Annotated in this window: 24 protein-coding genes; 4 read left to right on the forward strand and 20 right to left on the reverse strand. The window is 44.3% G+C overall.

Annotated features, from left to right (window positions below; translation table 11 throughout):
- Positions 1 to 54: 54 nt before the first annotated feature.
- Positions 55 to 1,503 (reverse strand): energy transducer TonB, encoded by a 1,449-nt coding sequence (locus LZG72_RS16175; RefSeq protein WP_233874508.1) that lies wholly within the window; start codon positions 1,501 to 1,503, stop codon positions 55 to 57.
- 172 nt (positions 1,504 to 1,675) lie between these two features.
- Here LZG72_RS16175 and LZG72_RS16180 point away from each other — a divergent pair, with 172 nt between their 5' ends.
- Together LZG72_RS16180 and LZG72_RS16185 are read left to right on the forward strand one after the other, a co-directional pair.
- Positions 1,676 to 2,539, forward strand: a complete 864-nt coding sequence (locus LZG72_RS16180; RefSeq protein ID WP_233874511.1) for a UDP-2,3-diacylglucosamine diphosphatase — start codon at positions 1,676 to 1,678, stop codon at positions 2,537 to 2,539.
- Position 2,540: 1 nt separating this feature from the next.
- Positions 2,541 to 3,671 carry a glycosyltransferase family protein gene (locus tag LZG72_RS16185; RefSeq protein ID WP_233874514.1) on the forward strand — a complete coding sequence of 377 codons (1,131 nt, stop codon included), beginning with the start codon at positions 2,541 to 2,543 and terminating at the stop codon, positions 3,669 to 3,671.
- Here the strand turns inward: LZG72_RS16185 and LZG72_RS16190 are convergent.
- The 6 genes from LZG72_RS16190 to LZG72_RS16215 all read right to left on the reverse strand — a co-directional run bounded on the left by LZG72_RS16190 (position 3,655) and on the right by LZG72_RS16215 (position 9,567).
- Positions 3,655 to 4,113, reverse strand: coding sequence for an META domain-containing protein (locus tag LZG72_RS16190; protein WP_233874515.1), 459 nt, complete (start codon positions 4,111 to 4,113; stop codon positions 3,655 to 3,657). The two genes, LZG72_RS16185 and LZG72_RS16190, sit on opposite strands and share 17 nt — an antisense overlap.
- A gap of 5 nt (positions 4,114 to 4,118) precedes the next feature.
- Complete coding sequence (locus tag LZG72_RS16195; RefSeq protein ID WP_233874520.1) at positions 4,119 to 4,703, reverse strand: hypothetical protein; 585 nt, start codon at positions 4,701 to 4,703, stop codon at positions 4,119 to 4,121.
- Between the two features lies 1 nt (position 4,704).
- The gene (locus LZG72_RS16200; RefSeq protein ID WP_233874522.1) at positions 4,705 to 6,012 is read right to left on the reverse strand and encodes an LVIVD repeat-containing protein; all 1,308 of its coding nucleotides are present in this window, start codon (positions 6,010 to 6,012) and stop codon (positions 4,705 to 4,707) included.
- A 183-nt stretch (positions 6,013 to 6,195) separates the two neighbouring features.
- Complete coding sequence (locus LZG72_RS16205) at positions 6,196 to 7,428, reverse strand: serpin family protein (RefSeq protein ID WP_233874524.1); 1,233 nt, start codon at positions 7,426 to 7,428, stop codon at positions 6,196 to 6,198.
- A gap of 71 nt (positions 7,429 to 7,499) precedes the next feature.
- A complete protein-coding gene (locus LZG72_RS16210) occupies positions 7,500 to 9,026 on the reverse strand; it encodes an MSCRAMM family adhesin SdrC (protein ID WP_233874527.1) in 1,527 nt (508 codons plus the stop codon).
- Positions 8,998 to 9,567, reverse strand: coding sequence for an RNA polymerase sigma factor (locus tag LZG72_RS16215; RefSeq protein WP_233874529.1), 570 nt, complete (start codon positions 9,565 to 9,567; stop codon positions 8,998 to 9,000). The genes LZG72_RS16210 and LZG72_RS16215 overlap by 29 nt, the downstream gene beginning before the upstream one ends.
- Positions 9,568 to 9,824: 257 nt before the next feature.
- On the opposite strand from LZG72_RS16215, the gene LZG72_RS16220 reads away from it, so the two are divergent.
- Complete coding sequence (locus LZG72_RS16220; protein ID WP_233874532.1) at positions 9,825 to 10,121, forward strand: muconolactone Delta-isomerase family protein; 297 nt, start codon at positions 9,825 to 9,827, stop codon at positions 10,119 to 10,121.
- Between the two features lie 58 nt (positions 10,122 to 10,179).
- Here LZG72_RS16220 and LZG72_RS16225 read toward each other — a convergent pair whose 3' ends face one another.
- Complete coding sequence (locus LZG72_RS16225; protein WP_233874535.1) at positions 10,180 to 10,665, reverse strand: GAF domain-containing protein; 486 nt, start codon at positions 10,663 to 10,665, stop codon at positions 10,180 to 10,182.
- 158 nt (positions 10,666 to 10,823) lie between these two features.
- On the opposite strand from LZG72_RS16225, the gene purU reads away from it, so the two are divergent.
- Positions 10,824 to 11,633, forward strand: coding sequence for a formyltetrahydrofolate deformylase (gene purU, locus LZG72_RS16230; RefSeq protein WP_233875063.1), 810 nt, complete (start codon positions 10,824 to 10,826; stop codon positions 11,631 to 11,633).
- Between the two features lie 140 nt (positions 11,634 to 11,773).
- On the opposite strand, the gene LZG72_RS16235 is transcribed toward purU, so the two are convergent.
- The 12 genes from LZG72_RS16235 to ilvB form a co-directional block, all read right to left on the reverse strand.
- Positions 11,774 to 12,928 carry a 2-isopropylmalate synthase gene (locus tag LZG72_RS16235; RefSeq protein WP_233874538.1) on the reverse strand — a complete coding sequence of 385 codons (1,155 nt, stop codon included), beginning with the start codon at positions 12,926 to 12,928 and terminating at the stop codon, positions 11,774 to 11,776.
- Between the two features lie 260 nt (positions 12,929 to 13,188).
- A complete protein-coding gene (gene leuB, locus LZG72_RS16240; protein WP_233874541.1) occupies positions 13,189 to 14,259 on the reverse strand; it encodes a 3-isopropylmalate dehydrogenase in 1,071 nt (356 codons plus the stop codon).
- Positions 14,260 to 14,307: 48 nt separating this feature from the next.
- Positions 14,308 to 15,879, reverse strand: a complete 1,572-nt coding sequence (locus LZG72_RS16245; protein ID WP_233874544.1) for an alpha-isopropylmalate synthase regulatory domain-containing protein — start codon at positions 15,877 to 15,879, stop codon at positions 14,308 to 14,310.
- Positions 15,880 to 15,960: 81 nt separating this feature from the next.
- Positions 15,961 to 16,557, reverse strand: a complete 597-nt coding sequence (leuD, locus tag LZG72_RS16250) for a 3-isopropylmalate dehydratase small subunit (RefSeq protein ID WP_233874547.1) — start codon at positions 16,555 to 16,557, stop codon at positions 15,961 to 15,963.
- 42 nt (positions 16,558 to 16,599) lie between these two features.
- Positions 16,600 to 18,003 carry a 3-isopropylmalate dehydratase large subunit gene (leuC, locus tag LZG72_RS16255; RefSeq protein ID WP_233874549.1) on the reverse strand — a complete coding sequence of 468 codons (1,404 nt, stop codon included), beginning with the start codon at positions 18,001 to 18,003 and terminating at the stop codon, positions 16,600 to 16,602.
- A 181-nt stretch (positions 18,004 to 18,184) separates the two neighbouring features.
- Positions 18,185 to 18,322 (reverse strand): hypothetical protein, encoded by a 138-nt coding sequence (locus LZG72_RS16260; RefSeq protein WP_233874552.1) that lies wholly within the window; start codon positions 18,320 to 18,322, stop codon positions 18,185 to 18,187.
- On the reverse strand, positions 18,315 to 18,602 hold the full coding sequence (locus tag LZG72_RS16265) for a nucleotidyltransferase family protein (RefSeq protein ID WP_255701041.1): 288 nt from the start codon (positions 18,600 to 18,602) through the stop codon (positions 18,315 to 18,317). The genes LZG72_RS16260 and LZG72_RS16265 overlap by 8 nt, the downstream gene beginning before the upstream one ends.
- A 51-nt stretch (positions 18,603 to 18,653) precedes the next feature.
- Positions 18,654 to 19,502, reverse strand: coding sequence for a response regulator transcription factor (locus LZG72_RS16270; protein WP_233874559.1), 849 nt, complete (start codon positions 19,500 to 19,502; stop codon positions 18,654 to 18,656).
- A 2-nt stretch (positions 19,503 to 19,504) separates the two neighbouring features.
- On the reverse strand, positions 19,505 to 20,761 hold the full coding sequence (gene ilvA, locus LZG72_RS16275; RefSeq protein WP_233874573.1) for a threonine ammonia-lyase IlvA: 1,257 nt from the start codon (positions 20,759 to 20,761) through the stop codon (positions 19,505 to 19,507).
- 83 nt (positions 20,762 to 20,844) lie between these two features.
- Positions 20,845 to 21,891 (reverse strand): ketol-acid reductoisomerase, encoded by a 1,047-nt coding sequence (gene ilvC / locus LZG72_RS16280; RefSeq protein ID WP_233874575.1) that lies wholly within the window; start codon positions 21,889 to 21,891, stop codon positions 20,845 to 20,847.
- Positions 21,892 to 21,948: 57 nt separating this feature from the next.
- A complete protein-coding gene (gene ilvN, locus LZG72_RS16285) occupies positions 21,949 to 22,482 on the reverse strand; it encodes an acetolactate synthase small subunit (protein ID WP_233874578.1) in 534 nt (177 codons plus the stop codon).
- Between the two features lie 18 nt (positions 22,483 to 22,500).
- On the reverse strand, positions 22,501 to 24,261 hold the full coding sequence (ilvB, locus tag LZG72_RS16290) for a biosynthetic-type acetolactate synthase large subunit (RefSeq protein ID WP_233874580.1): 1,761 nt from the start codon (positions 24,259 to 24,261) through the stop codon (positions 22,501 to 22,503).
- Between the last annotated feature and the right edge of the window lie 6 nt (positions 24,262 to 24,267).

Raw genomic sequence — 24,267 nt, forward strand, 5'->3', positions numbered from 1 at the left:
TAAAAAAAATCCCAAAGCCATTGACCGGCTTTGGGATAGGATGAGTGGTTTTAATCAGCGCACCTCAAAATTGATCGGCACAAAATATCGGACACGTACCGGTTTCCCCCTCAGTACGCCAGGCTCCCAATGTCCTTCCATTTTCTTCACTACCCGCAAAGCTTCCTCGTCCAAACCGAAACCCACACGATTTTCGACTTGATAATCACACATGCTTCCATCTTCGCATACCACAAAAGATAACTTCACCCGGGCCGAAACTCCATTTCGTGAAGCATTTACCGGGTATTGGATATTCTGTGCAAGAAATTTATAGAATGCATTCAAACCTCCCTTAAACTGCGGATTTGTCATGGCTACTGTATATTCTGTGGTCTTACCGCCCTCATAAGACAATCCTTTATTTAAAACACCCAGCTCGTATTGCTCGGTATAATGCAAGGTACTGTCAAGCCATTTTCCCGTCCATTTGCCGTTTTTAACACCCGATACTACCTTACCTTCTTCAATCAGATATTTGCCATTAAAAGTTTTTTCAACGGATCTCAAAAAACCGTCTCCATCCTTTATCGTTTGCTGGCCCTCCTTATTCCACGCGTTGACATATACTTTTTCCTCAGGCTCAGTCGATTTGGGCACATTCACTTCTATAACACTTTTGATTTGCCCATTTTCATACCACGATACTTCGGTAACGACACTATCCGAAAACACCTGAAGTTTTCGGACCATACCATTCAGATCGAACGATTTCTGGAGTGATTTCTTGGTGAGCAATCCATATTCAATATGGCTTAGCAGCTTACCGTCCGGTTGAAATACCGATTCCGATGAATGGCTGGCCATGTTCTGATCACGGGCTGCGATTTGAAAAGCCTTCACGGAATCCGGGGCATCGGGAGAATAATCCAGGTGAAACCAGATCTCCTTTTTTTCAAACGAGGCCGATCCGGTTTGTTTCCATTTAGCCCCTTTTTCTTCCTCATACACCACGTCATCTTTTACATAACCATTCTCATCGACTGGAATTATCATGCGGTACCTGATTTTTGCAGGATCGGTAGTCGGCACATATTTGCTGTCATAGTAATCGATTAACGCAGATCTCGTGCTATCGTAATTGCTTCGGGGAGGACTTTTGAATGTAACGGGGTATGAGATCGACTGCTTAACCGCTTTTCCTTTAATAAGTGCCGGCTTCCAGGCTTTAAATAAGCTCATTACCCTCACAGCCTCAGCATTACATAGTGCGTCAATTCCTCTGGCTATCTCCACATTGCTCATACTGCCATCCGGCTCCACGACCCCGCGAACATAGACGCGGCCATTAAGACCTTTGATCGAACTTTTGAAAGGGATTTGAAGATTAGCGTTCAGGAATTGATTCAGATAAGTTACTCCTCCCACCGGCCCGGCCTGCGTTTCGACTTCATGAGGAAGGTAAACTTGTTGCGCAAATGCATTTAGCTGGACCAGAATTAACAGTGCAAAAATTCCTTTCATATCGGTGAGTTGGTTTAAACAAATATAAATTAAAGAGGTCATTTCTTAATTAACTAATAGTTACTGTTTGAATAATCCCTCATTGAAATTCTTAAAAAATACCGCAGGAAAGTTAACTTACTGGTAATCTGACAGTAACATCCAGGTAACATAAAATGATAAAATTTGTAACATGGGAGATACAACTCACTTTCGCACGATTATCATTTCAGATCTGCATTTAGGAGCCGGAGGCTCGAAAGCGGAGGAAGTCACCAGTTTCTTGAAAAGCTACACCTGCAAAAAGCTTATCCTGAACGGTGACATCATTGATGCGTGGCAACTGAAAAAGTACGGAGCCTGGAAACGCAAGCACACGATGTTTTTCAAACGCGTGCTGAAAATGATTGAAGAGAACAAAACAAAAGTCATTTACATCCGCGGTAACCACGATGATTTTCTGGATCAGATCATTCCATTACGGCTCGGTAAACACTTCCAGATCCGCAAAGACTACATCCTGAATTCCGGCACACAGAGGTTTTACATTACCCACGGAGATGTGTTTGATTCCATCACAACACATCTCAAATGGCTTGCTTACCTGGGAGATGTAGGTTATACTTTTCTTTTATGGGTAAATAAATTTTATAACAAATACCGCGAATGGCGCGGGCTTTCCTATTATTCCCTTTCTCAGCGGATCAAACAATCGGTAAAAATGGCTGTCAATTACATGACCGATTTCGAAGAAAAGCTGACCGAGCTCGCTAAATCCCGCGACTGCGACGGCGTGATTTGCGGACACATTCACCACCCGGCGATCCGGGAAATCAAGGGCATTACTTACATGAATTCCGGGGACTGGGTGGAAACGCTCAGCGCATTGGTGGAGGATTTTGACGGAAACTGGAGCCTGCTATACTACGATCAACAAGCGATTTCTGAAAAACCTGTGAAAAAAGCTGCAAAAACGCGGATTGACAGCTTCCCTACCATTGAGAAACAGGTCGCATTCACCGGTGTTTTACCAAATCAAAACCAGCGCTACTTATAATATGCGGATCTTATTTATGGTGCAGGGGGAAGGTCGTGGACACCTCACGCAGGCTATTTCGTTAGGTCAAATCCTGCGTTCGGCAGGTCATGAAATTGTCGGCGCCATAGTTGGATCTTCACCGGGAAGGCAGATCCCGAAATTTTTTGATGAGCAAATCCTGGCCCCTGTACATCATTTCGATGCTCCAAATCTCATTTATAATGCGCAAAGTGGCGGAATGGACCTACAGAAAACAATATATACTCACCTTTCCAATTTACCAAAATACCTGAAAAGCCTCCGCAGCATTCACGCATCCATTCTGGAAATCCAGCCCGATCTCATCATCAGCTTTTATGACACCTATGGCGGCTTGTACAATGTGATTTACCGCTCGAAAATCCCGATGGTATGTGTTGCACATCAATTTCTGTTGCTTCACCCGCGGTTTATATTTCCGGAGAAAAGCGCATTCAATCAATTTCTGATCAATCTTAATTCCAGGTTTACGTCCTGGTTTTCGGAGAAAAAGCTTGCATTATCATTTCGTTCAATGCATTCGGAAACCCATTCGAACATCACAGTCGTTCCGCCACTTCTCCGGCAGGAGGTGATCGATCTTAATGCGACAAACGGTGACTATTTTCTCGTTTACATGACACACCACAGTTTGAGCCAGCAAATTGTCTCCTGGCATCGGCAACATCCTGAAATAAAGCTGCATTGCTTTTGGGATAATGCGGATGCGGCAGAAGAATTCGCATTCGACCAAACACTCACATTCCACCGGATTAACAGCGAGAAATATCTCCATATGCTGGCGAACTCACGCGCATTGGTGACAACCGCAGGATTCGAATCGGTTTGTGAAGCCATGTATCTTGGAAAACCGGTTATGATGGTACCCGTTCCGAATCACTTTGAGCAGGAATGCAATGCGATCGACGGCGTAATTTCGGGTGCCGGTATCACGTCCAAAACTTTTGATCTTTCGGTTTTGCTGAATTATTTATCAAAACACATTGACCAGTCTCAGAAATTCAGAGACTGGTACAATCAGGGAAGGGTGACATTTATAAAGGAAATTGAAGCTTTTGACAAGAAATCGGCAGACATATCACACCGGAAAGGCCTCACTTCACTCTCGTAAAGACCAGACCTGTTTCACGATCATTGAGAAAAAGGGTCAGCTTGTCGCCTGCGAGCTGGTACGAACCTTTACCCGAAGCAAGCCAGGCTCTGCCGCTCCACTTAGGTTCCCCTACTTTCGTACCACCAAACTCTTTGATCACGATCGCGCATTCCGCCGCAAGTGAATAGCTTCCATCTACCTGGTTGACAAATGTATGTCCTGTAATCGCACCTTCCTTTTCATCGTCGGTAAACGTAAATATCACGCCTTTCCCATTCGGATCGGGATCGGGTTCGGACGTGCCGGAAGCCAGGTTTTCAATCGCAGATAATCGCCAGGTACCCGTTAATGTCGACTTTTCACTGCAGGGAGGAACACAACAATCCTGGGCTTCCCTGCATTGAAATGCGGAAAATGCCAGCAAAATTGTAACAATAAGGTAATACCCGATTTTTCTCATTGCATTTAAAAACTTAATCCTAATCTCAGTGCAAGTCTGTTATATACCCGGTGCTCCGATCGCTCGGTTTGGCCCCATAGAGGTGGCTTATCAACCTCGGCTTCCTGTCTTTTGTAGGTAAATGCAAGGGTAAAACCTGGGCCGCCGTCTTTCCCGAACCTTAGTCCCACTCCCGGATTGAGCATCAGCCCACCGCTCGTGTCAAATCCCTCGGCGTCATCATGGAACCACGCGAAGCCATAACCTGCGTCGACGGTCCCATACAATTTAACCCCTCCGTTTTTGGTAAGATCATACCTCAGTCCTGCGGCAATCGGGGTTAACAAAGCTGCGCGATACCAATCCATCCCGACAGTTACACCGGTAGCCAGCCTTTTGTTGACCTGGATTCCATTAAACGTCTGCGCAGTCATACTGTTCCGGTTTTCGACTTGTTCGAGATTTCCGTTGTATTGGTTATCAAACTTCACCCGCCCAAACAATCCGCCTACTTCGGTATGGTTCACATATTTTATTCTGGCCGCGTTTTGTGCATTTACCGCTGATGTAAACAGCAGCAATGCGAAAAGGATGTAAGTGCTCTTTTTCATATCAGATCGCTTTTCCAACAGGAATTTTACTCAACATCCGGATGTCTTTCGGATTGGAAGCGTCATATTGGTAAAATCCATCCTTGCCGATCAGCAGCAATGTCTTGCCTAACGAAATGACATCATATGCATCCATGTTTTTGAAATGCGCGATCTGATGTTTGTCTACTGCAAACTTGTCCGCAACATCAAAAACTTTTAAACCATGCTCGCCTTCGCAGAGATACAGGGTCGGAAAGTCAATACTTAATCCATGCGGATTTTCCATTTGATAACTTTTGATCAGCTGCGGCGATGACGGATTGCTTACATCGACCAGGTCGAGCTGATTCTGCGCCCCGGCACACGCATTTCCGGTGCGAAGAGTCACATAAGCAATGTCATCCTGAACTACAACCGGGTCGCAAGCCCTGCCGTGCTGGAACGTTGAAAGTTGTTTTGGTTCAGCCGGGTTGCTATTATCATAAATAAACATTCCGGTTGTGGAACCGATAAAAAGCTTGTTCTCATATGGAAAAATCGTTTCAATACCCCATCCGATATTCACGGTTGTAAACGATTTCGGCTTCGCTGCATTGGAAATATCGAACAAGTTCAGTTCATTCTGGCCAACGGTATACAAAAACTGTTGATGCAGTGCAAAACGTGACATGGAGCCTGCCTGGCCATTGGAGTTACCCGAGGATTGTGGAGATGCTGAAGACTTTGCGGCTCCGGCACCAAAAAAAGCGCGGTCTGCAACAGCCCAGATCTCACCGCCCCACCAGGAGCCAGGATTAACATTTTCTTCACAGTTCACAGTCACCGTTTCCGTAACGTACTCCACATTCTGGTCGTTAATGGCACCGATCGACTCGTTCAGGTTCCATGAACCGCCATCGAAAAGCCCGTTTTTAAATACATTTTTAACCCTTTCAACCTCCACTGCTTTGGAAGGGTTACTGATATCGAGTGCAACGAGGTCAGAGTAGCTGTCGGCATAAAGAATGTTATTCCGGACCGCGATGTCGCCGTTTCCGGGAATAGTAATAAATGCCACAAATTTGGGGGAGGCTGGATTGCTGTTATCAATGATATGAATACCTTCTTTGACTTCATTCACAAAAAGGTAATCGCCTTTGACATACATTTTCCCAGGCTTTTCCATTGCCCGGGGGGATTCTGATTTTACCTGTGTCCGCAGCTCCATCAGGGAACGGGTTACATTGGTGAACTGACGTGTAACACGGGTTTCTTTGCATTGATCGTTGCACGACCAGAATGCAGGTGCCAGGAAAATCAGCAAGAGTTGTAGAAGTCTGGGATTCATTGTCTGTTAAGGTTAAGGATGTGAGTAAGTAACTTTTAAAAACAAATGACACGATCGATTTTTAATTGGTTGTAACTCAAAACAAAATCGTCCGAAAGCAAAGCCTCCGGACGATAACGCACCCCGAAAATGCCGGCGGACCGGCATTTTTTTCTTTAATGTTTTATGGCTAACAGATCATGCTTATTTGCTGTCCGGGTTTTTAATTCTCCCAAGGAACAGAAGGGTATTCGATGTACTCTCGCTGATGATCAAGCCAAACGGACGGTCACAGATAAATCTCGGTTCCTGCGGCCCAGCCGATGTTAAACCGATTCCAATGGTAGTTACAGCCGCTGCCTCAGTTCCCTGTTCATCGATCCCGAGATAAGTATCTTGCTTTACAAAATCCACAAAAAGCCCTGGCGACTTGCTGATTCTGCCCAAGTCTGCGGCATCGCTGAACGCTTTTTGGATTCCCATCTTTTTCAGCGTCTCATTCAGCTTTATTGAATAATCGAGTTTGAAACGCGGCAACCCAACGGTTACGGTTTTTTCGGACAATCGGCCGGTCAATTCATTCCATTTTGCAGCCGTCAGGGTTGACAATGCTTCGTCGATAGTCGCGCCGTCGTGAGGAATAATCAGGGTCATGTTGAACTGGCCGCTCGAATAAGGAAGCTGAACGATACTGAACTTGTTGTCTGCCGCGATCTTGAATACAGACTTGACATTCATCATTTTAACTGTTTTACTTCCGCCTTTCTCAAGAGTAAATGGAGTATCAACAGTCAGTTTCGAATCAAATTTTGCTTTCCAGTCACCCTTAAAATAAAGTGCATTCAAAAGGAACATCACCTGGTCGGGTGAAATTTTATCCAGCACTTTTTGGATCTTCCCGCTGGTTTTATCACTTGCCCACTGGTTAATTCGATCTTTCGCGGCATTGTCAAACGGCAGGCCGGTAATCTCGGAATTGAATGAATTTTTGAGCACACCCTGAAAGTTATTTTCAACCTGAAAGCCCGTTCTGTACCACATTGAATTCGCCAAACCCAGGCTCACCTTCGAGTCTGCAACGGGCAAGTCGTTGATGAGGGTTTGATAAGCACTGTTCAAATCCGCCATTGTGATCCCTTCCATTTGAAGCGTTTTCAGGATTTCAGCTTCGGTTTCTTTTTCAGCACCGTTCAAAAGCATTCCGAGCGCGATGTGAAGACTTAATGGGGATACGAACAGGTTTTCCTCCGAAGGTTGTGTTTGCTGTAAGTTGTGCAGTAAATTAAAAGCAAATGAAGTAGTGCCACTGGATACATTGGCCGGTATCTCCACCGGATTGACTTCGATATCCGGACCTACATTTTTATCATCCGTACAACTCCAGAAAACAAGTGTCGCTATCAGTGGCAGGAAGAAAGATTGTTTCAAAATTTTCATGGCTAATAAATTTAAGAATGGCTAATTCTCAGATTCAAAAACGAGATCAATGGTTGGAATATCGCTGGCTTTTAAAAAGAATATCGAACGCCCCAGGCCACCCCATACAGGTAAGGATGTGAATCCAGGCTCTGATTCGACCTGAAACCGGACGAAACTGCCTTTTGATACGAACCCGTCAGACTGGCTTTCCATTTAGACGAAAGCCTGTAATTAAACCTCAGACCAGTCGTAGCAGCCCAGTTTACGGTACGATAAATTTCATCGCTCGCTTTCGTGGTGATAATCTCCCCGGATGCCGATTCAAGATCATTGGTAAGGAAGAAATTCGCCGCCATTCCGCCTAAAACCGAATAACTGAGCTTCTTATCCGGATTCAGTGTGAAACCGGCCTGCACCGGCAATTGCAGGTATTGATAATTGTTACTTACCTTTTTCGTCACATCAATGTAAATGGACTGATTATTGGCGAAACCGGCCCCTTTGTCCATTCCGGTCGGACCTGCAATTGGGGCAGATGCAAGACCTGAGAGTGCATTCTCCAATGCATTGGCGGATTTGCTGTTATAGGCACTCAGTACATAACCTCCGCCCTGATAATCCGAATTTCCTTTCAGATAACTTAGTCCAAACTCGACCGTCCAATGCTTGGAAACCCTCACACCGCCCTGAGTCTGGACCGAGTAAGACGCGCCTGCCTCGCTGGTACCAGATACTGACTTTTTGTTCGACAAGGTCTGATTAGAAAAAGCAAGCGGCGCTTCCTTGATTTTCACATCGGGATTAAATGACGCCGGCATTACCCCCAAAGCAGCCCAGTATTCTTTATTCTTCGCAGGTTTTATAACTTCTTCTTCCTCCCTGATTTCAGGCCTGAAAAACACAAATCGCTTCTGAAAATGCACATCCAGCTGATCATAAGGCAAAGAATTGAGAAGCTCCGCTGAAATGCCCGATTGAGCATTGTTTTCGACTACATTAGCAGCAACTCGATTGTCTTCTGATTGAAAAATCATAGTTGGAGCCTGCTTTTCGATATCCGTGCCGCTGTTATTCGGCAGCCGGGGCGCTTCTTTTATTGCAAGAGATTCTTTTACTGGATCACCTGATTGGTTTTTACTGTTTTCAGTTGCAATCGACACCTCTTTTCCACTCGACAAACCTGAACCTGTAACCTTATTCTTTGTTCTATTCTCCCTAATTGTCTCTGTTTTAGCAAGTAATGGCTGCTTCTCAATCTCGTTTTGAGTGTTGTTTGATACTTCAGATGAATCTTTCTTACTTATATCCGCCACATCGTTAGCTGCATTCTTGTCATTTCCCGACTTGTTAAATGCCACATTCGTTTCGGCTTTCTTATCGTTTATTCCACCTCCCGAGTACCATAAACCCACACCTACGAGCAGTAATGCGACCACGGAAGCAGCTGCATACCAAATCTTAGGAGATTGCCCCCAAAGCGGAATTATTCCCTTGTCATTTCCTTCATCAAGACGCGCCTCTATTCCCTCCCATACCGATGGCGGCGGAGTTTCAGAAGCTTCTCTCAATGCCTTGCGCCACTGATCTTCAAAACTGTTTGTTGCGGACGGATCCATCGTCAAATCTCTTTTCTTTATTTAATTTTTGTTGAAGTAATGTCCTGGCCCGTGAATACTGTGACTTTGACGTTCCTTCTGAAATGCCCAGCTTTTGAGCTATTTCATTGTGTTGATACCCTTCAATCGCATAGAGATTGAAGATGGTCTGGCAGCCTGTCGGTAGTTCCTGAATGAGCTCCATCAATTGCTGTAACTGAAAATTGCCCAGCGTAAATTCTCGATCGGCAATTCCATTATGATGAATGTCAATATCATCCAGATCCTTCAGGTACTTTTGCTGCCGCAAATGATTCAATGCGGTGTTAACTACCACAGAACGAAGCCAGTATTCCAGCGGACTATCGTTCCGGAATGAATCTATATTCTGATATATTTTTATAAAAGCATCTTGTAAAACATCCTCGGCATCCGCCCGGTTTTTGGTATAACGGAGACAAATAGCGAACAACTTACCCCCAAAAACATCGTATAGTTGTTTCTGGGCGAGCCGGTTGCGCTGTTTACAGCCTGTCACCAATTCCTGTTCGTTAAAGGTCATCCGAAGTTTAGGGTGCTTCGTTCGGTTATATGTTATAAATCAGCACCTCTATCCCAAAGATAGGTGAATACTGTTCTCTGTTTACGCCCGGGTTCATGGTCATAGCCACCGCAATCCGTATAGATTACGACTCATTTGTAAACCGAATGGTTGGAAGGGGATAAAAGGTTTTATAGAATTTAAGTATATTACTTTCAGGAACTAATCAAGGAAGCATATCCTTTATTGAAAGTAAAGTAAACCAAACGTCTATCACCATGAGTCAATATATGGTTGAAATTCAGCTTCCGGCTGTGATGTCGGAAGATTTCACAGCAAAAATACCCGCTCAGAGAAAGAAAATCAATGAGATGATGGAGCAGGGCCGGTTGATGTCATATGCACTTTCCGAAGATTATTCGAAACTATGGTGCGTTGTGAGAGCGGACACTGAGTTTGAGGTGATGTCACTTGTTTCGGAGTTTCCATTAATCGACTATATGGATCCAAAAATTTCGAAACTGATGTTCAATAATGTAGTAGCATTGAGGTTGCCAATGTTTTCATTGAACTAATAAGCAATAACCCATAAAAACGCCTCATTGTCTGTGCGACAGTGAGGCGTTTTACTTTTTACAATGTCCGTTCTATCAATTTAATAATCCTTCCAAGTTCCCTGGCATCTGTCTCGCTAAAATCATCGGGCCGATCACTATCCACATCGAGAACCATCGCAACGGTACCATTCCGATGAAAAACAGGCAATACAATTTCAGATTTGGAAGCTGAATTGCAGGCGATATGGCCTGGAAATTGCTCGACATCAGGGACTATAAGTATTTCTTTTCTGGTATAGCTCGCCCCGCAAACTCCTTTATTGAATGCGATCCTGGTACAGGCAATCGGCCCTTGAAAGGGCCCGAGAACCAGCTGACCTTCTTTTACAATGTAAAAACCGACCCAAAAAAACCCAAAAGCTTCTTTCAATGCAGCCGTCACATTGGCCAGGTTAGCAATGAGGTCACTTTCCGACTCAACCAGCGCCTGAATCTGAGGATATAGAGCTTCGTAAATTTCCGAGCGATCGGTCGAGATTGGTATAATCAGTTCTTCTGCCATTTTTGTCAATAATTTATACTCGGAAACAGAAATCTGACCTTATAAGTTACAGGAACGACAAAACATTGAACTGAAGATTGCAGTACTGTCTCAACGCATTATATTTAACCTCTTTCCAGATTATTTTACCAAGAATGGCACAAAGAAATATCTTATTAATGGACGGACCTGATCACAAAGGTCTTATTTATCACGTAACCCGCATTCTTTACGCTCATAATCAAAACATTATCCGAAACGATGAATACGTGAGCCCGTCCAGCTATTTCTTTATGCGGACCGAATTCGAGGGAGAGACAGAAATTGACAATCTTTTACAAGTACTTCAAACTGAGTTACCTGCCGGCTTGAACCTGCGCATTAATCCAAAAAGTAAAAAGGATATCGTATTATTTGTTACCAAAGAACATCACTGCCTGGGCGAACTTCTGATCCGATATGCATTTGATGAGCTGGATGCGAATATTCTGGCGGTTGTGAGCAACTATAACACCTTGCAGCCATTTGTAGGGAAATTTGGGATTCCGTTCCACTTCATTTCCCACGAAAATAAAACCCGCGAACAACATGAAGAAATGATCCTGAAAACGCTGGATCTATATAAACCGGAATATCTGGTGCTGGCGAAATACATGCGGATCATTACATCGGATTTTGTTGACCATTATCCTAATAAGATCATCAATATCCACCACTCATTTCTTCCCGCATTCATTGGGGCAAACCCTTACCGGCAAGCTTATGATCGCGGGGTGAAAATTATTGGAGCGACCGCGCATTTCGTAAATAATGATTTGGATGAAGGTCCAATCATTGCTCAAGACGTGAAATCAGTGGATCACCGGCAAACGGCTTCGGATATGGCAACGCTGGGGAGAGATACGGAAAAAGCCGTTTTATCAAAAGCTTTGAAGCTTGTCCTGAACGACCGGGTCTTTATTCACAATAACCGAACGATTATTCTCTAGGCAAGAAAAAAGCCCTTAGTCAGAATCACCGAGGGCTTTTTGCAATCTGATGGATGTTATTGAATATGTAATGTTACAAAAAAATCTTTAAAACATCAAATTCAGATTCAAGGAGTTATCCAATTCTAATGATATTCTAATCAAACCGGAATGGTAGTCCGCGCGAGATCAACCAGGTCGGCATCGTTCACTTCTTTCTTCAAATCTGCGACTTCCAGGAACCTTGTGTAAAGTTCATCCAATGCCGATTTATCGAAACTAAAACCCAGAAGTTCGAACCGGTGCTTCAATGCATGGCGGCCGCTTCTTGCGGTCAAAAGGATATCCGATTTATCGACGCCCACATCCTGCGGGTTCATGATCTCATAGTTCAATGTGTTCTTCAAAAATCCATCCTGATGAATTCCGGATGAATGTGCGAATGCATTGCGGCCAACAATCGCTTTATTAGCCTGCACCGGCATACGCATCATTTTAGAGACAAGCTGGCTGGTTGGATAAATAAATTGGGTATTAATCCCCGTTTCCAAGCCCAGTTCCTTATGTACATTTAAAGCCATCACAACTTCCTCCAAAGATGTGTTCCCTGCGCGCTCGCCAATTCCATTGATCGTAACCTCAACCTGCCGCGCACCCTGATTTATACCTGCAATGGAGTTGGCAGTGGCAAGTCCCAGATCATTGTGACAGTGAATGGAAATTGTGGCTTTATGAATGTTTGAAACGTGTTCGAAAATGTATTTGATCTTATTACCATACTCGTCGGGCAGGCAATATCCTGTTGTGTCGGGAATATTTACCACCGTCGCTCCCGCACCAATTACCGCCTCTACAAGTTGTGAAAGAAACACAAGATCTGCGCGGCCTGCATCTTCGCAGTAAAACTCCACATCCTCCACCTTCGACTTGGCATATTTCGTAGCAGCAATCGCACGCTCGATGATCTTCTCTCTGGTCGTATTAAATTTATGCTGAATATGAATATCGGACGAACCGATTCCGGTGTGAATGCGTCCGCGTTCCGCATATTGCAATGCATCGGCTGCAGCATCGATATCGCCCTGAACCGCTCTGGACAATGCGCAAATAACCGATTCGCGTACCACTTTGGAAATTTCTACTACTGATCTGAAATCCCCCGGGCTGGATACCGGAAACCCCGCTTCGATGATATCAACACCTAGTTTTTCGAGTTGCTTGGCTACAACAATCTTTTCCTCCGTAGTTAATTGGCTGCCAGGTACCTGCTCGCCGTCTCGTAAAGTTGTGTCGAAGATCTGAACTCGATTACTCATTGATGGGAATTATAATTTAATGGGACACTAATTTAATAATATTTACACAATATAAAACCCTTTCCGTAGTGGGGAAAGGGTCTAAAATAAATCAAAACGTAAGCTTTCCCGATCTTACGGAATGGTCAGAATGAGAATGTCCAGGCTTTGATTCAGTGTGTTCATCTAAATTGGCGAAAATTCGCTAACGCGAGATTCTTCTGCAAATAAAGTATAAGTTTTGTGTTTGACAAATATTCTTTGGCAAAACTTCCCATTATTTATATTCTTTTTAACAACTCTATTCCAGCAGCTTCGGTGTTCAGAAGCTTATCAGCCGGCGTGGTCGCATCAGCGATATCCTTCGTTCTGAAACCATCTTTCAAGAGTTTGTCAACTGCCGAAATAATGGTGTCCGATTCTTCTTTTAAGCCAAATGAAATATCAAGAAGCAATGCAGCTGAAAGTACAGACGCCAATGGATTTGCAATGCCTTTTCCGGTAATGTCATGTGCTGAACCGTGGATCGGTTCGTAAACTCCGGTGCTGTCACCAACAGATGCAGAAGCAAGCATTCCCATTGAACCCGCGATCTGGCTCGCCTCGTCAGTAAGAATGTCACCAAAAAGGTTCGCAGTAACTACGACGTCAAACCTGCGCGGATCTTTGATCAGCATCATCGCAGCTGAATCTACAAACTGATGTTCAACCGTAATATCCGGATACTCAGGAGCAAGCGCCTGGATTACCTCACGCCAAAGACGGCTGGTTTCCAGAACGTTCGCTTTATCAACCGAACAAAGTCTTTTGCTACGTGTACGTGCAGCCTCAAATGCTTTACGGCCAATGCGTTCCACTTCATACCTGCTGTATTCAGCGATGTCGTAAGCCGTGTTATTATCATTTTTACGACCTTTTTCTCCGAAATAAATGTCGCCCGTCAATTCGCGGAAAAACAAAATATCAGACCCTTTCAAAATTTCAGGCTTAATGGAAGATGCGCCGAGAAGCTCATCAAAAAGCTTGATCGGGCGCAGGTTTGCATATAACCCGAGTTCTTTACGCATTTTGAGAAGACCTTGTTCCGGACGGACTTTTGCAGTCGGATCGTTGTCATATTTGGGATGACCTACTGCGCCGAAAAGGATAGCGTCGGAAGCCCGCATTTTAGCGAGTGTTTCATCAGGAAGCGGATTTCCGGTTGCTTCAATCGCCACGTGGCCCATTAAAGCTTCATCGTAAATGAACTCGTGACCGAATTTTTCGGCGATTTTTATCAATACATTCTTCCCAACTTCAGTTACTTCCTGCCCGATTCCATCACCTGGAACGATTAATATGTTCTTCTTCATTAAAGGTTTGATTGGATACTTGATAAATAATTAATTCAAAAAAAAGTATTAAAAAGTCTTCACCATCGGAATTTCCGGTGTGAGCTTTGCATCATTTGGGATACCGATCAGGTTAAGCATTTTTTGTGTGGCCATAATCGCAGAAACCGTTTGATCTGAATCCAAACCCCTGGTCTTCACCTCCTTACCAGCAATTTCCCAGGTTATAATCGTTTCACAAAGGGCATCTGTTTTACCACCGGGCGGAATGCGTACCGTATAGTCCGTCAACATGGGCAGATTAATACCTTTCAGGTAATAAATTCTTTTGAGTGCATTCATGAATGCATCATACTGCCCGTCACCTTGTGCACTTTCTTCAAAAACTTCATCCACGAATTTGATCTGTAAAGTCGCAGAGGGTTTGAGGTTTTTTGAATGCGTAAGCACATAATTGACAATTACTACCTTTTCCTCAATGGCACTGCTCGCAAGCACATCCGAAATAATGTAGGGAAGATCGTCAGGTGTAACTGACTCTTTTCGATCACCGAGCTCTATAATTCGTTGCGTTACTTTTTTGAGATCGGCATCGGAAAGTGTTATCCCAAGATCTCTCAGATTATTTTCAATATTAGCTTTCCCGGACGTTTTACCCAAAGCATACAACCTTTGTCGGCCAAATCTCTCAGGCATCAACTTGCTGAAATACAGGTTGTTTTTCTTGTCTCCATCGGCGTGAATTCCAGCCGTTTGGGTAAAAACACTTTCTCCGACAATCGGTTTATTCGCAGGGATCCTGATTCCTGAAAAAGTTTCTACCAGCTTGCTCACCGAGTATAATGATCGCTCATTAACGGAAGTTTTATACTCCGGCATCATGTCGTTCAAAACCGCGATCGTACTCGCCAATGGCGCATTACCAGTTCGCTCACCCATCCCATTTACGGTAAGATGAAGTCCACGCGCACCAGCCCGCAATGCTTCCATTACATTCGCGATGCTCAGATCGTAGTCGTTATGTGCGTGAAACTCGAAATGATGGTTCGGGTAACGATCGACAATTGCTTTTACAAATGAATAGGATTCGGATGGTGTGAGAATTCCAAGTGTATCAGGCAGCAAAATGCGTTTTACAGGCTGCGTTACAAGAAAATCGAGTGACGCAAAAACGTAATCCGGTGAATTTCGCATTCCATTACTCCAGTCTTCAAGATACACATTGCAGTCAATTCCTTTCGACTCCGCCAGCTCGATGACATTCCGGATGTCTTCAAAATGCTCCTGCGGCGACTTTTTCAGCTGATGTTTCAAATGATTGAGAGAGCCTTTTGTCAAAAGATTCATCACTCTCGCGCCACTTTGCAACATCCAGTCGATGGATGCGTCGCCGTCGACAAATGTCAGAACTTCGATTTTATCTAAAAAACCATTACTCTTCGCCCAATTCGTAATTTTTTTAACTGCCTGAAATTCACCTTCGGAGACGCGGGCGGAAGCAACCTCAATGCGGTCCACCTTTACTTCCTGAAGAAGGATCTGGGCGATTGTTAGTTTCTCGGACGCAGAAAAAGACACTCCGCTGGTTTGTTCACCATCACGCAGTGTCGTATCCATTATTTCAATGTATCGACTAGTCATATGCGGCTGTCGGCATTCAGCTGTCGGCTTTCGGCAATTCAGTTTAAACCGATAGCCGAAAGCCGATAACCGATTGCCTCATTAATATAATCTCTCTAATTCGAATTGATTAATCTCGCTTTTCATCGCCTGCAAATAATCGATATCGTCAAAGCCATTCATCATGTTGTGCTTCTTGTACCCATTAATGTCAAACGAATGATTTTCGCCAGTCGCTAGAATTGTGATCGTTTGTTCGGCCAGATTTACTTCGAACTCTGCATGCGGATCCCCTTCGATCGTCTGGAAAATCTTATCTAAAAATTCCGGGCTAACCTGAACTGGCAGAATGCCGATATTCAACGAGTTACCTTTAAAAATGTCCGCGAAAAAGCTGGACACCACGCAGCGAAAACCGTAATCGTAAATGGCCCACGCAGCATGCTCGCGGCTCGATCCGCTTCCAAAATTGTGTCCGCCTACCAGGATTTTTCCCGAGTAAATCGGATTGTTCAGAACGAAATCCTGCTTGGGAGTATCGTCTCCATTGTAACACCAGTCACGGAACAGGTTATCCCCAAATCCTTCCCTTTTAGTCGCTTTCAAAAACCGCGCAGGAATAATCTGATCGGTATCAACATTCTCAATCGGCAAAGGAACCGCCGTGCTTTTTAGTACTGTGAATTTATCGTAAGCCATGTTTTGGAGCTATCAGCTTTTAGCGATTAGCATTTAAGTCTTTTATAATAATTCTCTTGGGTCTGTAACAACTCCGGTAACAGCCGCTGCCGCTGCTACCAACGGACTTGCCAGCAATGTTCTCGCGCCCGGGCCCTGGCGGCCTTCGAAATTGCGGTTTGAAGTACTTACTGCGTATTTGCCGGCTGGGATTTTGTCGTCATTCATTGCAAGACAAGCCGAGCAGCCCGGTTGGCGGAGCTCGAAACCTGCTTCGTGCAGAATATCCAGAATTCCTTCTTCTTTAATCTGAGCCTCAACGATATGCGACCCGGGAACAACCCATGCAGTTACATTATCCGCCTTTTTGCGACCTTTCACGATCGACGCAAATGCACGGAAATCTTCAATACGTCCATTTGTGCAACTTCCGATAAATACGTAATCGATTTTCTTGCCTAACATGGATTCATTTTCATGAAAGCCCATGTAATTCAATGACTTATCGTATGTTGACTTACCACCTTCAACCTGGTCCGAAGTCGGGATCGCTCTCGAAATACCCTGACCCATTCCCGGGTTCGTACCATAAGTGATCATTGGTTCGATATCGGCGGCGTCAAAATGATATTCCTTATCAAAAACAGCACCTTCGTCTGTTTTCAATGTCTTCCAATAAGCTAATGCCTTATCCCATTTCTCTCCCTTTGGAGCCTGGTCTCGACCATTGATATATGCATAAGTTGTGTGGTCCGGAGCGATCATGCCGCCACGTGCACCCATTTCGATGCTCATATTGCAAACCGTCATGCGACCTTCCATACTCATGTTTTCAAAAACATCCCCCGCATATTCCACGAAATATCCTGTGGCACCGGCAGTTGTCAATTTTGAAATGATGTATAAAGTAACGTCTTTCGGAGTTACAGCTTTGCCCAGTTTGCCATTTACGTTCACACGCATTTTCTTGGGCTTCGGTTGCATGATACACTGGGAAGAAAGTACCATTTCAACTTCGGAAGTACCTATACCAAAGGCAATTGCACCAAATGCGCCATGCGTAGAAGTATGTGAGTCACCGCAAACGATCGTCATTCCGGGAAGTGTAATCCCATTCTCCGGGCCTACGACGTGCACAATACCATTTTGCGCGTGACCTAATCCCCAGTGAGAAATTCCGTATTTGTTGGAGTTCGTTTCCAGCGCTTTCAGCTGATTGGCAGAAAGAGGATCCTGAACCGGAAGATGCTGATTAATTGTCGGAGTGTTGTGATCCGCAGTGGCGAAAGTACGTTCAGGGTACATGACACCAATATTTCTGCTTTCGAGCCCGAGAAAAGCTACCGGACTGGTTACTTCGTGGATAAAATGACGATCGATGAAAAACACATCGGGACCATCTTCAATTTTACGGACAACATGCGCGTCCCAAACCTTGTCAAAAAGGGTACTAGCTTGATTACTCATCTTTTACATTATTAAAATTTCGCCAACTCAATACGACGATTTCAAGAAAGATCAGGAATAAACCTTTGCATGAAACCGGGATCGAGAATACAAATTACCACAAAAACAAATTGATATAGATAACGTTAAAGGCTCAAAAAATAGTGATTTTGGTTTGAAGCGACGGTTTGAGCGGAAATCTTTATTTGGAGTCTACCGCATCCCTTGTTTTCCGATCTTCCAGAAAAGCTTGATAATTCATTCCTGCCGTGTATTCAAATACCGTATTAACAGAATCCAACATGTCTGAGAAAAGAATGGAGGGAATTCGTTCAGACATAAATCAGATTTTTTTCGATTATAGGAAGCAGTGCAGCTTTAAGTCCTTTTCTGCTAACCAAATCTACTTTTTGATGAAGCACATTTTCCAGGTCAATGGCGAGATCAATAAACTCAAAACCCACAGGTGTCGAAAATTCAACCAGAATGTCAACATCACTTTTTTCCGTAGCTTCGTTTTTGGCATATGAGCCAAACAAAGCCATTGATTTTAAGGGATATTTGTTAAATAAATACCCTTTCGACTGATGGAGTTTATCTAAGATCTGAGATGTATTCATAGCAATTCTAATAATTAATGAAGCTATGGTTTTTGAAGATATTTCCCAAAATTATAACTGCTTCTTCGGAGTCACCCTAAACTTCTCTTTATACGTCTTAATAAAATGCGAAACACTCTCATAGCCGATCTCAGTGCTAATCTCCGACACATTCTTAGTGCTATTCCTCAACAAAAAGTCCGCATAATCCAGGCGCTTGTTTTTAAGCCACAATGCGGGTGAAGTCTTGAATTCATCCTGAAAATCTCTTTTAAATGCGGATAAACTTCGACCGGAAAGCCTGGCTAACTCATTTAGTGTTAATGGTTTGAGATAGTAACTATTCATCAAAAATGACAGATCCACTTTTTCTCCTTTGTGCAAACTGTAAAGGATTGCGCGAAGCTGCCGCGAATTATCAAGCTCCAGTAAATGCAAAAGCAATTCCTGAAATTTCAACCTGAGAAAGTGATTTTTCAAATCCGTCCGCGATCTGAAATAAGGAAACACGGACTGAATGAACTTCTCAAAATTATCATCCGATTTAAGCAGCAGGATTGGGTTTTCAAGAATTGTGACTGACTCCTCCCGAGCGAAAAGCTCAGGATGCAAACTCACGAATTCTTTCAACAATTTTTCATCGAAAAAGAAAACCAGACTTTTATAAGATTCATTAATGGACTCGGACATCAGGTAAAATCCGCGCTGAATGAACAGAATATCACCTTTTTCAACATGCACCTCCTGCGTCGGACTAGTGAACTTTTTCTCTCCCTCCAAAACCACAATCACCGCATGTTCTTCAAAAAAAACATCGTATTTAGACGGATATACTTCATTGCGGTAAGCAACAAAGGTCATATCCTGAATTTTCAGGGATTCGAATTCGGAGGAGCTTATATCGGAAGGGACGCGGAGCATAATCAAACCATAAACTGAAACAAATCCGGCTGATCATTCAAATACTCGTAAACCACTTTATTTTCATCCATTCGCTCGATTAATGGGGCGAAGTCTTCGCGGTTTTTTAGCTCGATACCAACTAATGCAGGTCCCTGCTCGCGGTTCGTTTTCTTCACGTATTCGAATCTGGCGATATCGTCATTTGGCCCCAATACATTTAGGAATTCCCGAAAGGCGCCGGAACGTTGCGGGAAACGGATGATAAAATAATGCTTTAAACCTTCGTAAAGCAGCGATCGCTCTTTAATTTCCTCCGTTCTTGTAATGTCATTATTGCCGCCGCTGATCAATGCGACCACATTTTTACCTTTGATCTCATCTTTTATCAATTCCAGTGCCGCTACCGTTAATGCGCCTGCGGGCTCTGCAACAATTGCCTCTTCATTGTAAAGCTGTAAAATGGTAGAACAAACTTTTCCCTCCGGAACCAGCAAAACTTTGCTCAGACTTTTACTGCAGATCTCAAACGTAATGTCGCCAGCCCGGCGGACCGCCGCGCCATCTACAAACTTGTCAATATTTTCGAGGGTAACGACGTGACCTTCTTCAATGGATTTGTGCATGGTCGGAGAGCCTTCCGGTTCCACGCCGATCAGTTGCGTTTTAGGAGAAAGTTGTTTGAAAACAGTAGAAATACCCGATGCCAACCCGCCGCCGCCAATGGCCATAAACAGGTAATCGACCTTAAAATCAGCATCTTTGAAAATTTCCAAACCTACCGTTCCCTGACCTTCAATTACCTGCAAATCGTCAAATGGATGTACAAAAACTGCATTTGTAACGGTTTGATATTCTTTTGAAGCATAATATGCATCATCATATGTATCGCCCACCAAATGGATCTCGATCCATTCCTTTCCAAATAATCTTACCTGCTTGATCTTCTGCGCCGGCGTGGTGGTAGGCATGAAAATCGCGCCTTTAACCTCCATTTTCCGGCAGGCATAGGCAACTCCCTGGGCATGGTTTCCGGCACTCGCACACACGACTCCGCCCGACAAAGCTTCCGGCGTCATGCTCGCCATTTTGTTATACGCGCCACGAATTTTGTATGAACGTACCGTTTGCAAATCCTCTCTTTTCAGGTAAATATTTGCCTGGTATTGTTCCGACAAATGTGCATTATATAAAATCGGCGTGTGATTGATCACGCCCCGCAGCCTTTCGGCAGCCAGGAAAATGTTATCGAGTGTCGGGAGTGAATGCAGATTATCCATGTCTTGCAAAGAAAAGAGCTTCGCGAATTCTCGCAAAGCCCAAATTGCCCCAGGCTTAAGCCCGGGGATTATTAAATCAAAAATTAGTTATTTTCTGGGCGCAGGCTGCGAACAGTTTTGCCAGCTTTCCACATTTCAGACTCGCGAAGTTCAGCAAGTTCTTCTTCCAGTTTCACGCGATAGTCAGGTTGTGAGTTACGTGTGATCGAGATTTTAGCTTGCTCGCCGCTTTTTACTGAGTTGTAAAGTTGTTCGAAAACAGGTTTGGTAGCGTCGCGGAAAGGTTTCCACCAATCCAATGCGCCGCGTTGTGCCGTAGTCGAGCAGTTTGCGTACATCCAGTCCATTCCGTTTTCAGCAACCAATGGCATTAGTGATTGTGTCAATTCTTCAACGGTTTCGTTGAATGCTTCTGATGGCGAGTGGCCATTTGAGCGAAGTACTTCATACTGAGCCGCGAAAATTCCCTGGATCGCGCCCATTAGTGTTCCACGTTCGCCAGTTAAGTCAGACGTTACCTCACGGTAAAAATCGGTTTCAAATAAATATCCTGAACCAACGCCGATTCCCATTGCAATGCATTTTTCACGGGCTTTGCCGGTTGCATCCTGGAATACCGCGAAAGATGAGTTAAGACCTTTTCCTTCTACGAACATGCGGCGAAGTGAAGTTCCAGATCCTTTCGGAGCTACCAGATACACATCTACATCAGCAGGAGGGATGATACCAGTCTGGTCTTTATAAGTCACCCCAAAACCGTGTGAGAAATAAAGTGATTTTCCAGCAGTAAGATTTGCTTTTACAGTTGGCCAAAGTTCAATCTGAGCAGCGTCAGAAAGCAGGTAACAAATGATCGTTCCTTTTGCCAAAGCTTCTTCCAGTTCGAAAAGTGTTTCTCCCGGAACCCATCCGTCAGAAACTGCCTTGTCCCATGATTTACCACCTTTACGCTGACCAACGATTACATTAAATCCGTTGTCGCGCATGTTCAGGCTTTGGCCCGGACCTTGTACGCCGTAACCGATTACAGCTATAGTTTCAGTGGAAAGTACTTCACGTGCTTTTTCAAGAGGAAATTCTTCACGGGTTACTACTTCTTCTTCGACCCCGCCGAAATTTAATTTTGCCATTGTTATTGTTTAAATTGATTTATTACGATTAAAGAGATTCTTATTAAAGCTGCCGGATTATTGATAATACTCCCATTCTGCCTCCGGAAGATAATCCACAAGTGTTTGCGGCGATTTACTAACTGCAACCCGACCGGATCTCACAAATTCCAGAATTTCGTGCGGTTTGATGTAGTCAAAAAATTCAAAGATTTCCTCCTCGGTCCCCGTTTTCTGAATGATCACGTAGGTGAGGTGCCAGTACACTACCCAGGCTTTATAAACCTTGTTAATGGTCTCTATGTCAATGGGTTTTGCGCCGATCGGTGTCGAAACTTTGAACAATGCAATTTCATTGTAGGCGATGTCATCGTTCAGGTACCCGAATACTGCCAGTACTTCAATGACCTTACGGATCTGACGAACCAGCTTTTCAACCGCTTCCCGCGAATCATGACGAATGACGATGGTAAAACGGGATATACCCTTACGTTCTGTTTCAGAAACGGTCAGACTATCGATGTTGATCCGGCGGCGTGTGAGGATTGTGGTAATCTTATTAAGAATACCAATCGTATTTTCAGTAAAAACACAAATGGTGTAAGTTGTCATAATGCAATTTTTAGCCGTTTATTCTAATCTGATATCTGCCACGCAAGCTCCGGTTGGAACCATAGGGAATACATTTTCTTCTTTTTCTACGATCACTTCCAGCAGGTAAGGTTTGCCCGAAGCCAGCATTTTATCAAGCGATGCATTCAAATCCTCGCGTGCCGAGCAGGTATGTCCATCAATTCCAAAACCTTTTCCAATTGTTATAAAATCAGGGTTTTGAAGCTCAACAAACGAGTAGCGTTTCTGATGGAAAAGCTGCTGCCACTGACGCACCATTCCGAGGAAATTGTTATTCAGAATGATGATTTTGACAGGTAATCCACTTTGCGCAATTGTCCCCAGCTCCTGAATCGTCATCTGGAAACACCCATCGCCGATGAACGCGACAACTTCACGGTCAGGCGCTCCCACTTTCGCTCCAAATGCAGCTGGCAATGCATAACCCATTGTACCCAGTCCGCCGGATGTAATGAACGAATTCGGTTTTTTAAACTGATAATAACGAGCTGTCATCATCTGATGCTGGCCTACGTCTGCCAGGATCACAGCCTCACCTTTGGTTTTATCTGACAATGTGCGGATTACCTCCGCCATTTTGATTTTTTCGGTCGTTGGCGCAAGTTCAGGCTGCGTAATCTTTTCATCCTCAATCGCATCAAATTTCTTGAACTCCGCAATCCATTCTTTATGGTTATTTTCTTTGACCAATGGAAGAAGCATTTCAAGCGCAATCTTGGCATCTCCTACCACGGGTGCGTCCGCCTTTACTATTTTGCCTATCTCAGCCGGGTCAATTTCAATGTGAACAACCTTCGCCTGCTTCGCATAGCGGCTTACGTCACCGGTAACCCGGTCGTCGAACCGCATGCCGACAGCGATGATCAGGTCACATTGGTTTGTGAGCACATTGGTGCCATAATTTCCATGCATTCCCAGCCAGCCCACGTAATTCGGGTGATCTACTGAAACACAAGAAAGTCCGAGTAATGTAGAGGCGGCGGGAATATCCGTTTTCTCAATAAATTTGATCAGCTCATTTTCAGCATGCGAGATCCGAACACCGTGGCCTACAAATAGAAAAGGCTTTTTAGCTTCATTGATCAACTTTGCAGCCGCTTCGACCTGATCTACTTTTGGTGCCAGACGAGGGCGGTAACTAATCAGGTTTTCACATTTTTTGTAAGAAAACTCCTTGGACATCAACTCATTCTGAGCATTCTTGGTAATGTCGATCAAAACCGGTCCCGGGCGACCGGATTTGGCAATGTAAAATGCCTTTGCCATCACTTCCGGTATTTCATCAGCCCGCGTGATCTGGTAATTCCATTTGGTAATGGGAATTGTGATCCCTATCACATCCGTTTCCTGAAATGCATCCGTACCCAGCAAATGTGCAGCAACCTGACCAACCACGCAAACCAGCGGCGTTGAATCGATGATTGCGTCGGCTATTCCGGTTACAAGATTTGTAGCGCCAGGACCAGAAGTAACCAGGCAAACGCCTACCTCGCCGGTAACCCGCGCAAAACCTTCGGCCGCATGTGCCGCACCCTGCTCATGACGCACCAGAATGTGATTTATATCCTCCTGATAATCATAAATGGCATCGTACACGGGCATAATCGCGCCGCCGGGATATCCGAAAATAGTTTCTACACCTTCCTCAATCAGCGAGCGGATCAGGGCATGCGATCCATTAATTAGTTCCGGTTTGGCAACAGATACCGCAGGATCTGCGATCTGTACGGTCTGCGTTTGATTCTCATTAAATTCCATGACCCT

It is taken from the genome of Dyadobacter sp. CY323 (assembly GCF_021390245.1).
In the GTDB taxonomy this organism is placed as follows: domain Bacteria; phylum Bacteroidota; class Bacteroidia; order Cytophagales; family Spirosomataceae; genus Dyadobacter.

What these genes read in the sequence shown, in the direction of transcription:
- LZG72_RS16175 (WP_233874508.1), bottom strand. Translation starts at nt 1,503, where the DNA reads ATGAAAGGAATTTTTGCACTGTTAATTCTGGTCCAGCTAAATGCATTT.
- LZG72_RS16180 (WP_233874511.1), top strand. Translation starts at nt 1,676, where the DNA reads ATGGGAGATACAACTCACTTTCGCACGATTATCATTTCAGATCTGCAT.
- LZG72_RS16185 (WP_233874514.1), top strand. Translation starts at nt 2,541, where the DNA reads ATGCGGATCTTATTTATGGTGCAGGGGGAAGGTCGTGGACACCTCACG.
- LZG72_RS16190 (WP_233874515.1), bottom strand. Translation starts at nt 4,113, where the DNA reads ATGAGAAAAATCGGGTATTACCTTATTGTTACAATTTTGCTGGCATTT.
- LZG72_RS16195 (WP_233874520.1), bottom strand. Translation starts at nt 4,703, where the DNA reads ATGAAAAAGAGCACTTACATCCTTTTCGCATTGCTGCTGTTTACATCA.
- LZG72_RS16200 (WP_233874522.1), bottom strand. Translation starts at nt 6,012, where the DNA reads ATGAATCCCAGACTTCTACAACTCTTGCTGATTTTCCTGGCACCTGCA.
- LZG72_RS16205 (WP_233874524.1), bottom strand. Translation starts at nt 7,428, where the DNA reads ATGAAAATTTTGAAACAATCTTTCTTCCTGCCACTGATAGCGACACTT.
- LZG72_RS16210 (WP_233874527.1), bottom strand. Translation starts at nt 9,026, where the DNA reads ATGGATCCGTCCGCAACAAACAGTTTTGAAGATCAGTGGCGCAAGGCA.
- LZG72_RS16215 (WP_233874529.1), bottom strand. Translation starts at nt 9,567, where the DNA reads ATGACCTTTAACGAACAGGAATTGGTGACAGGCTGTAAACAGCGCAAC.
- LZG72_RS16220 (WP_233874532.1), top strand. Translation starts at nt 9,825, where the DNA reads ATGAGTCAATATATGGTTGAAATTCAGCTTCCGGCTGTGATGTCGGAA.
- LZG72_RS16225 (WP_233874535.1), bottom strand. Translation starts at nt 10,665, where the DNA reads ATGGCAGAAGAACTGATTATACCAATCTCGACCGATCGCTCGGAAATT.
- purU (WP_233875063.1), top strand. Translation starts at nt 10,824, where the DNA reads ATGGACGGACCTGATCACAAAGGTCTTATTTATCACGTAACCCGCATT.
- LZG72_RS16235 (WP_233874538.1), bottom strand. Translation starts at nt 12,928, where the DNA reads ATGAGTAATCGAGTTCAGATCTTCGACACAACTTTACGAGACGGCGAG.
- leuB (WP_233874541.1), bottom strand. Translation starts at nt 14,259, where the DNA reads ATGAAGAAGAACATATTAATCGTTCCAGGTGATGGAATCGGGCAGGAA.
- LZG72_RS16245 (WP_233874544.1), bottom strand. Translation starts at nt 15,879, where the DNA reads ATGACTAGTCGATACATTGAAATAATGGATACGACACTGCGTGATGGT.
- leuD (WP_233874547.1), bottom strand. Translation starts at nt 16,557, where the DNA reads ATGGCTTACGATAAATTCACAGTACTAAAAAGCACGGCGGTTCCTTTG.
- leuC (WP_233874549.1), bottom strand. Translation starts at nt 18,003, where the DNA reads ATGAGTAATCAAGCTAGTACCCTTTTTGACAAGGTTTGGGACGCGCAT.
- LZG72_RS16260 (WP_233874552.1), bottom strand. Translation starts at nt 18,322, where the DNA reads ATGTCTGAACGAATTCCCTCCATTCTTTTCTCAGACATGTTGGATTCT.
- LZG72_RS16265 (WP_255701041.1), bottom strand. Translation starts at nt 18,602, where the DNA reads ATGAATACATCTCAGATCTTAGATAAACTCCATCAGTCGAAAGGGTAT.
- LZG72_RS16270 (WP_233874559.1), bottom strand. Translation starts at nt 19,502, where the DNA reads ATGCTCCGCGTCCCTTCCGATATAAGCTCCTCCGAATTCGAATCCCTG.
- ilvA (WP_233874573.1), bottom strand. Translation starts at nt 20,761, where the DNA reads ATGGATAATCTGCATTCACTCCCGACACTCGATAACATTTTCCTGGCT.
- ilvC (WP_233874575.1), bottom strand. Translation starts at nt 21,891, where the DNA reads ATGGCAAAATTAAATTTCGGCGGGGTCGAAGAAGAAGTAGTAACCCGT.
- ilvN (WP_233874578.1), bottom strand. Translation starts at nt 22,482, where the DNA reads ATGACAACTTACACCATTTGTGTTTTTACTGAAAATACGATTGGTATT.
- ilvB (WP_233874580.1), bottom strand. Translation starts at nt 24,261, where the DNA reads ATGGAATTTAATGAGAATCAAACGCAGACCGTACAGATCGCAGATCCT.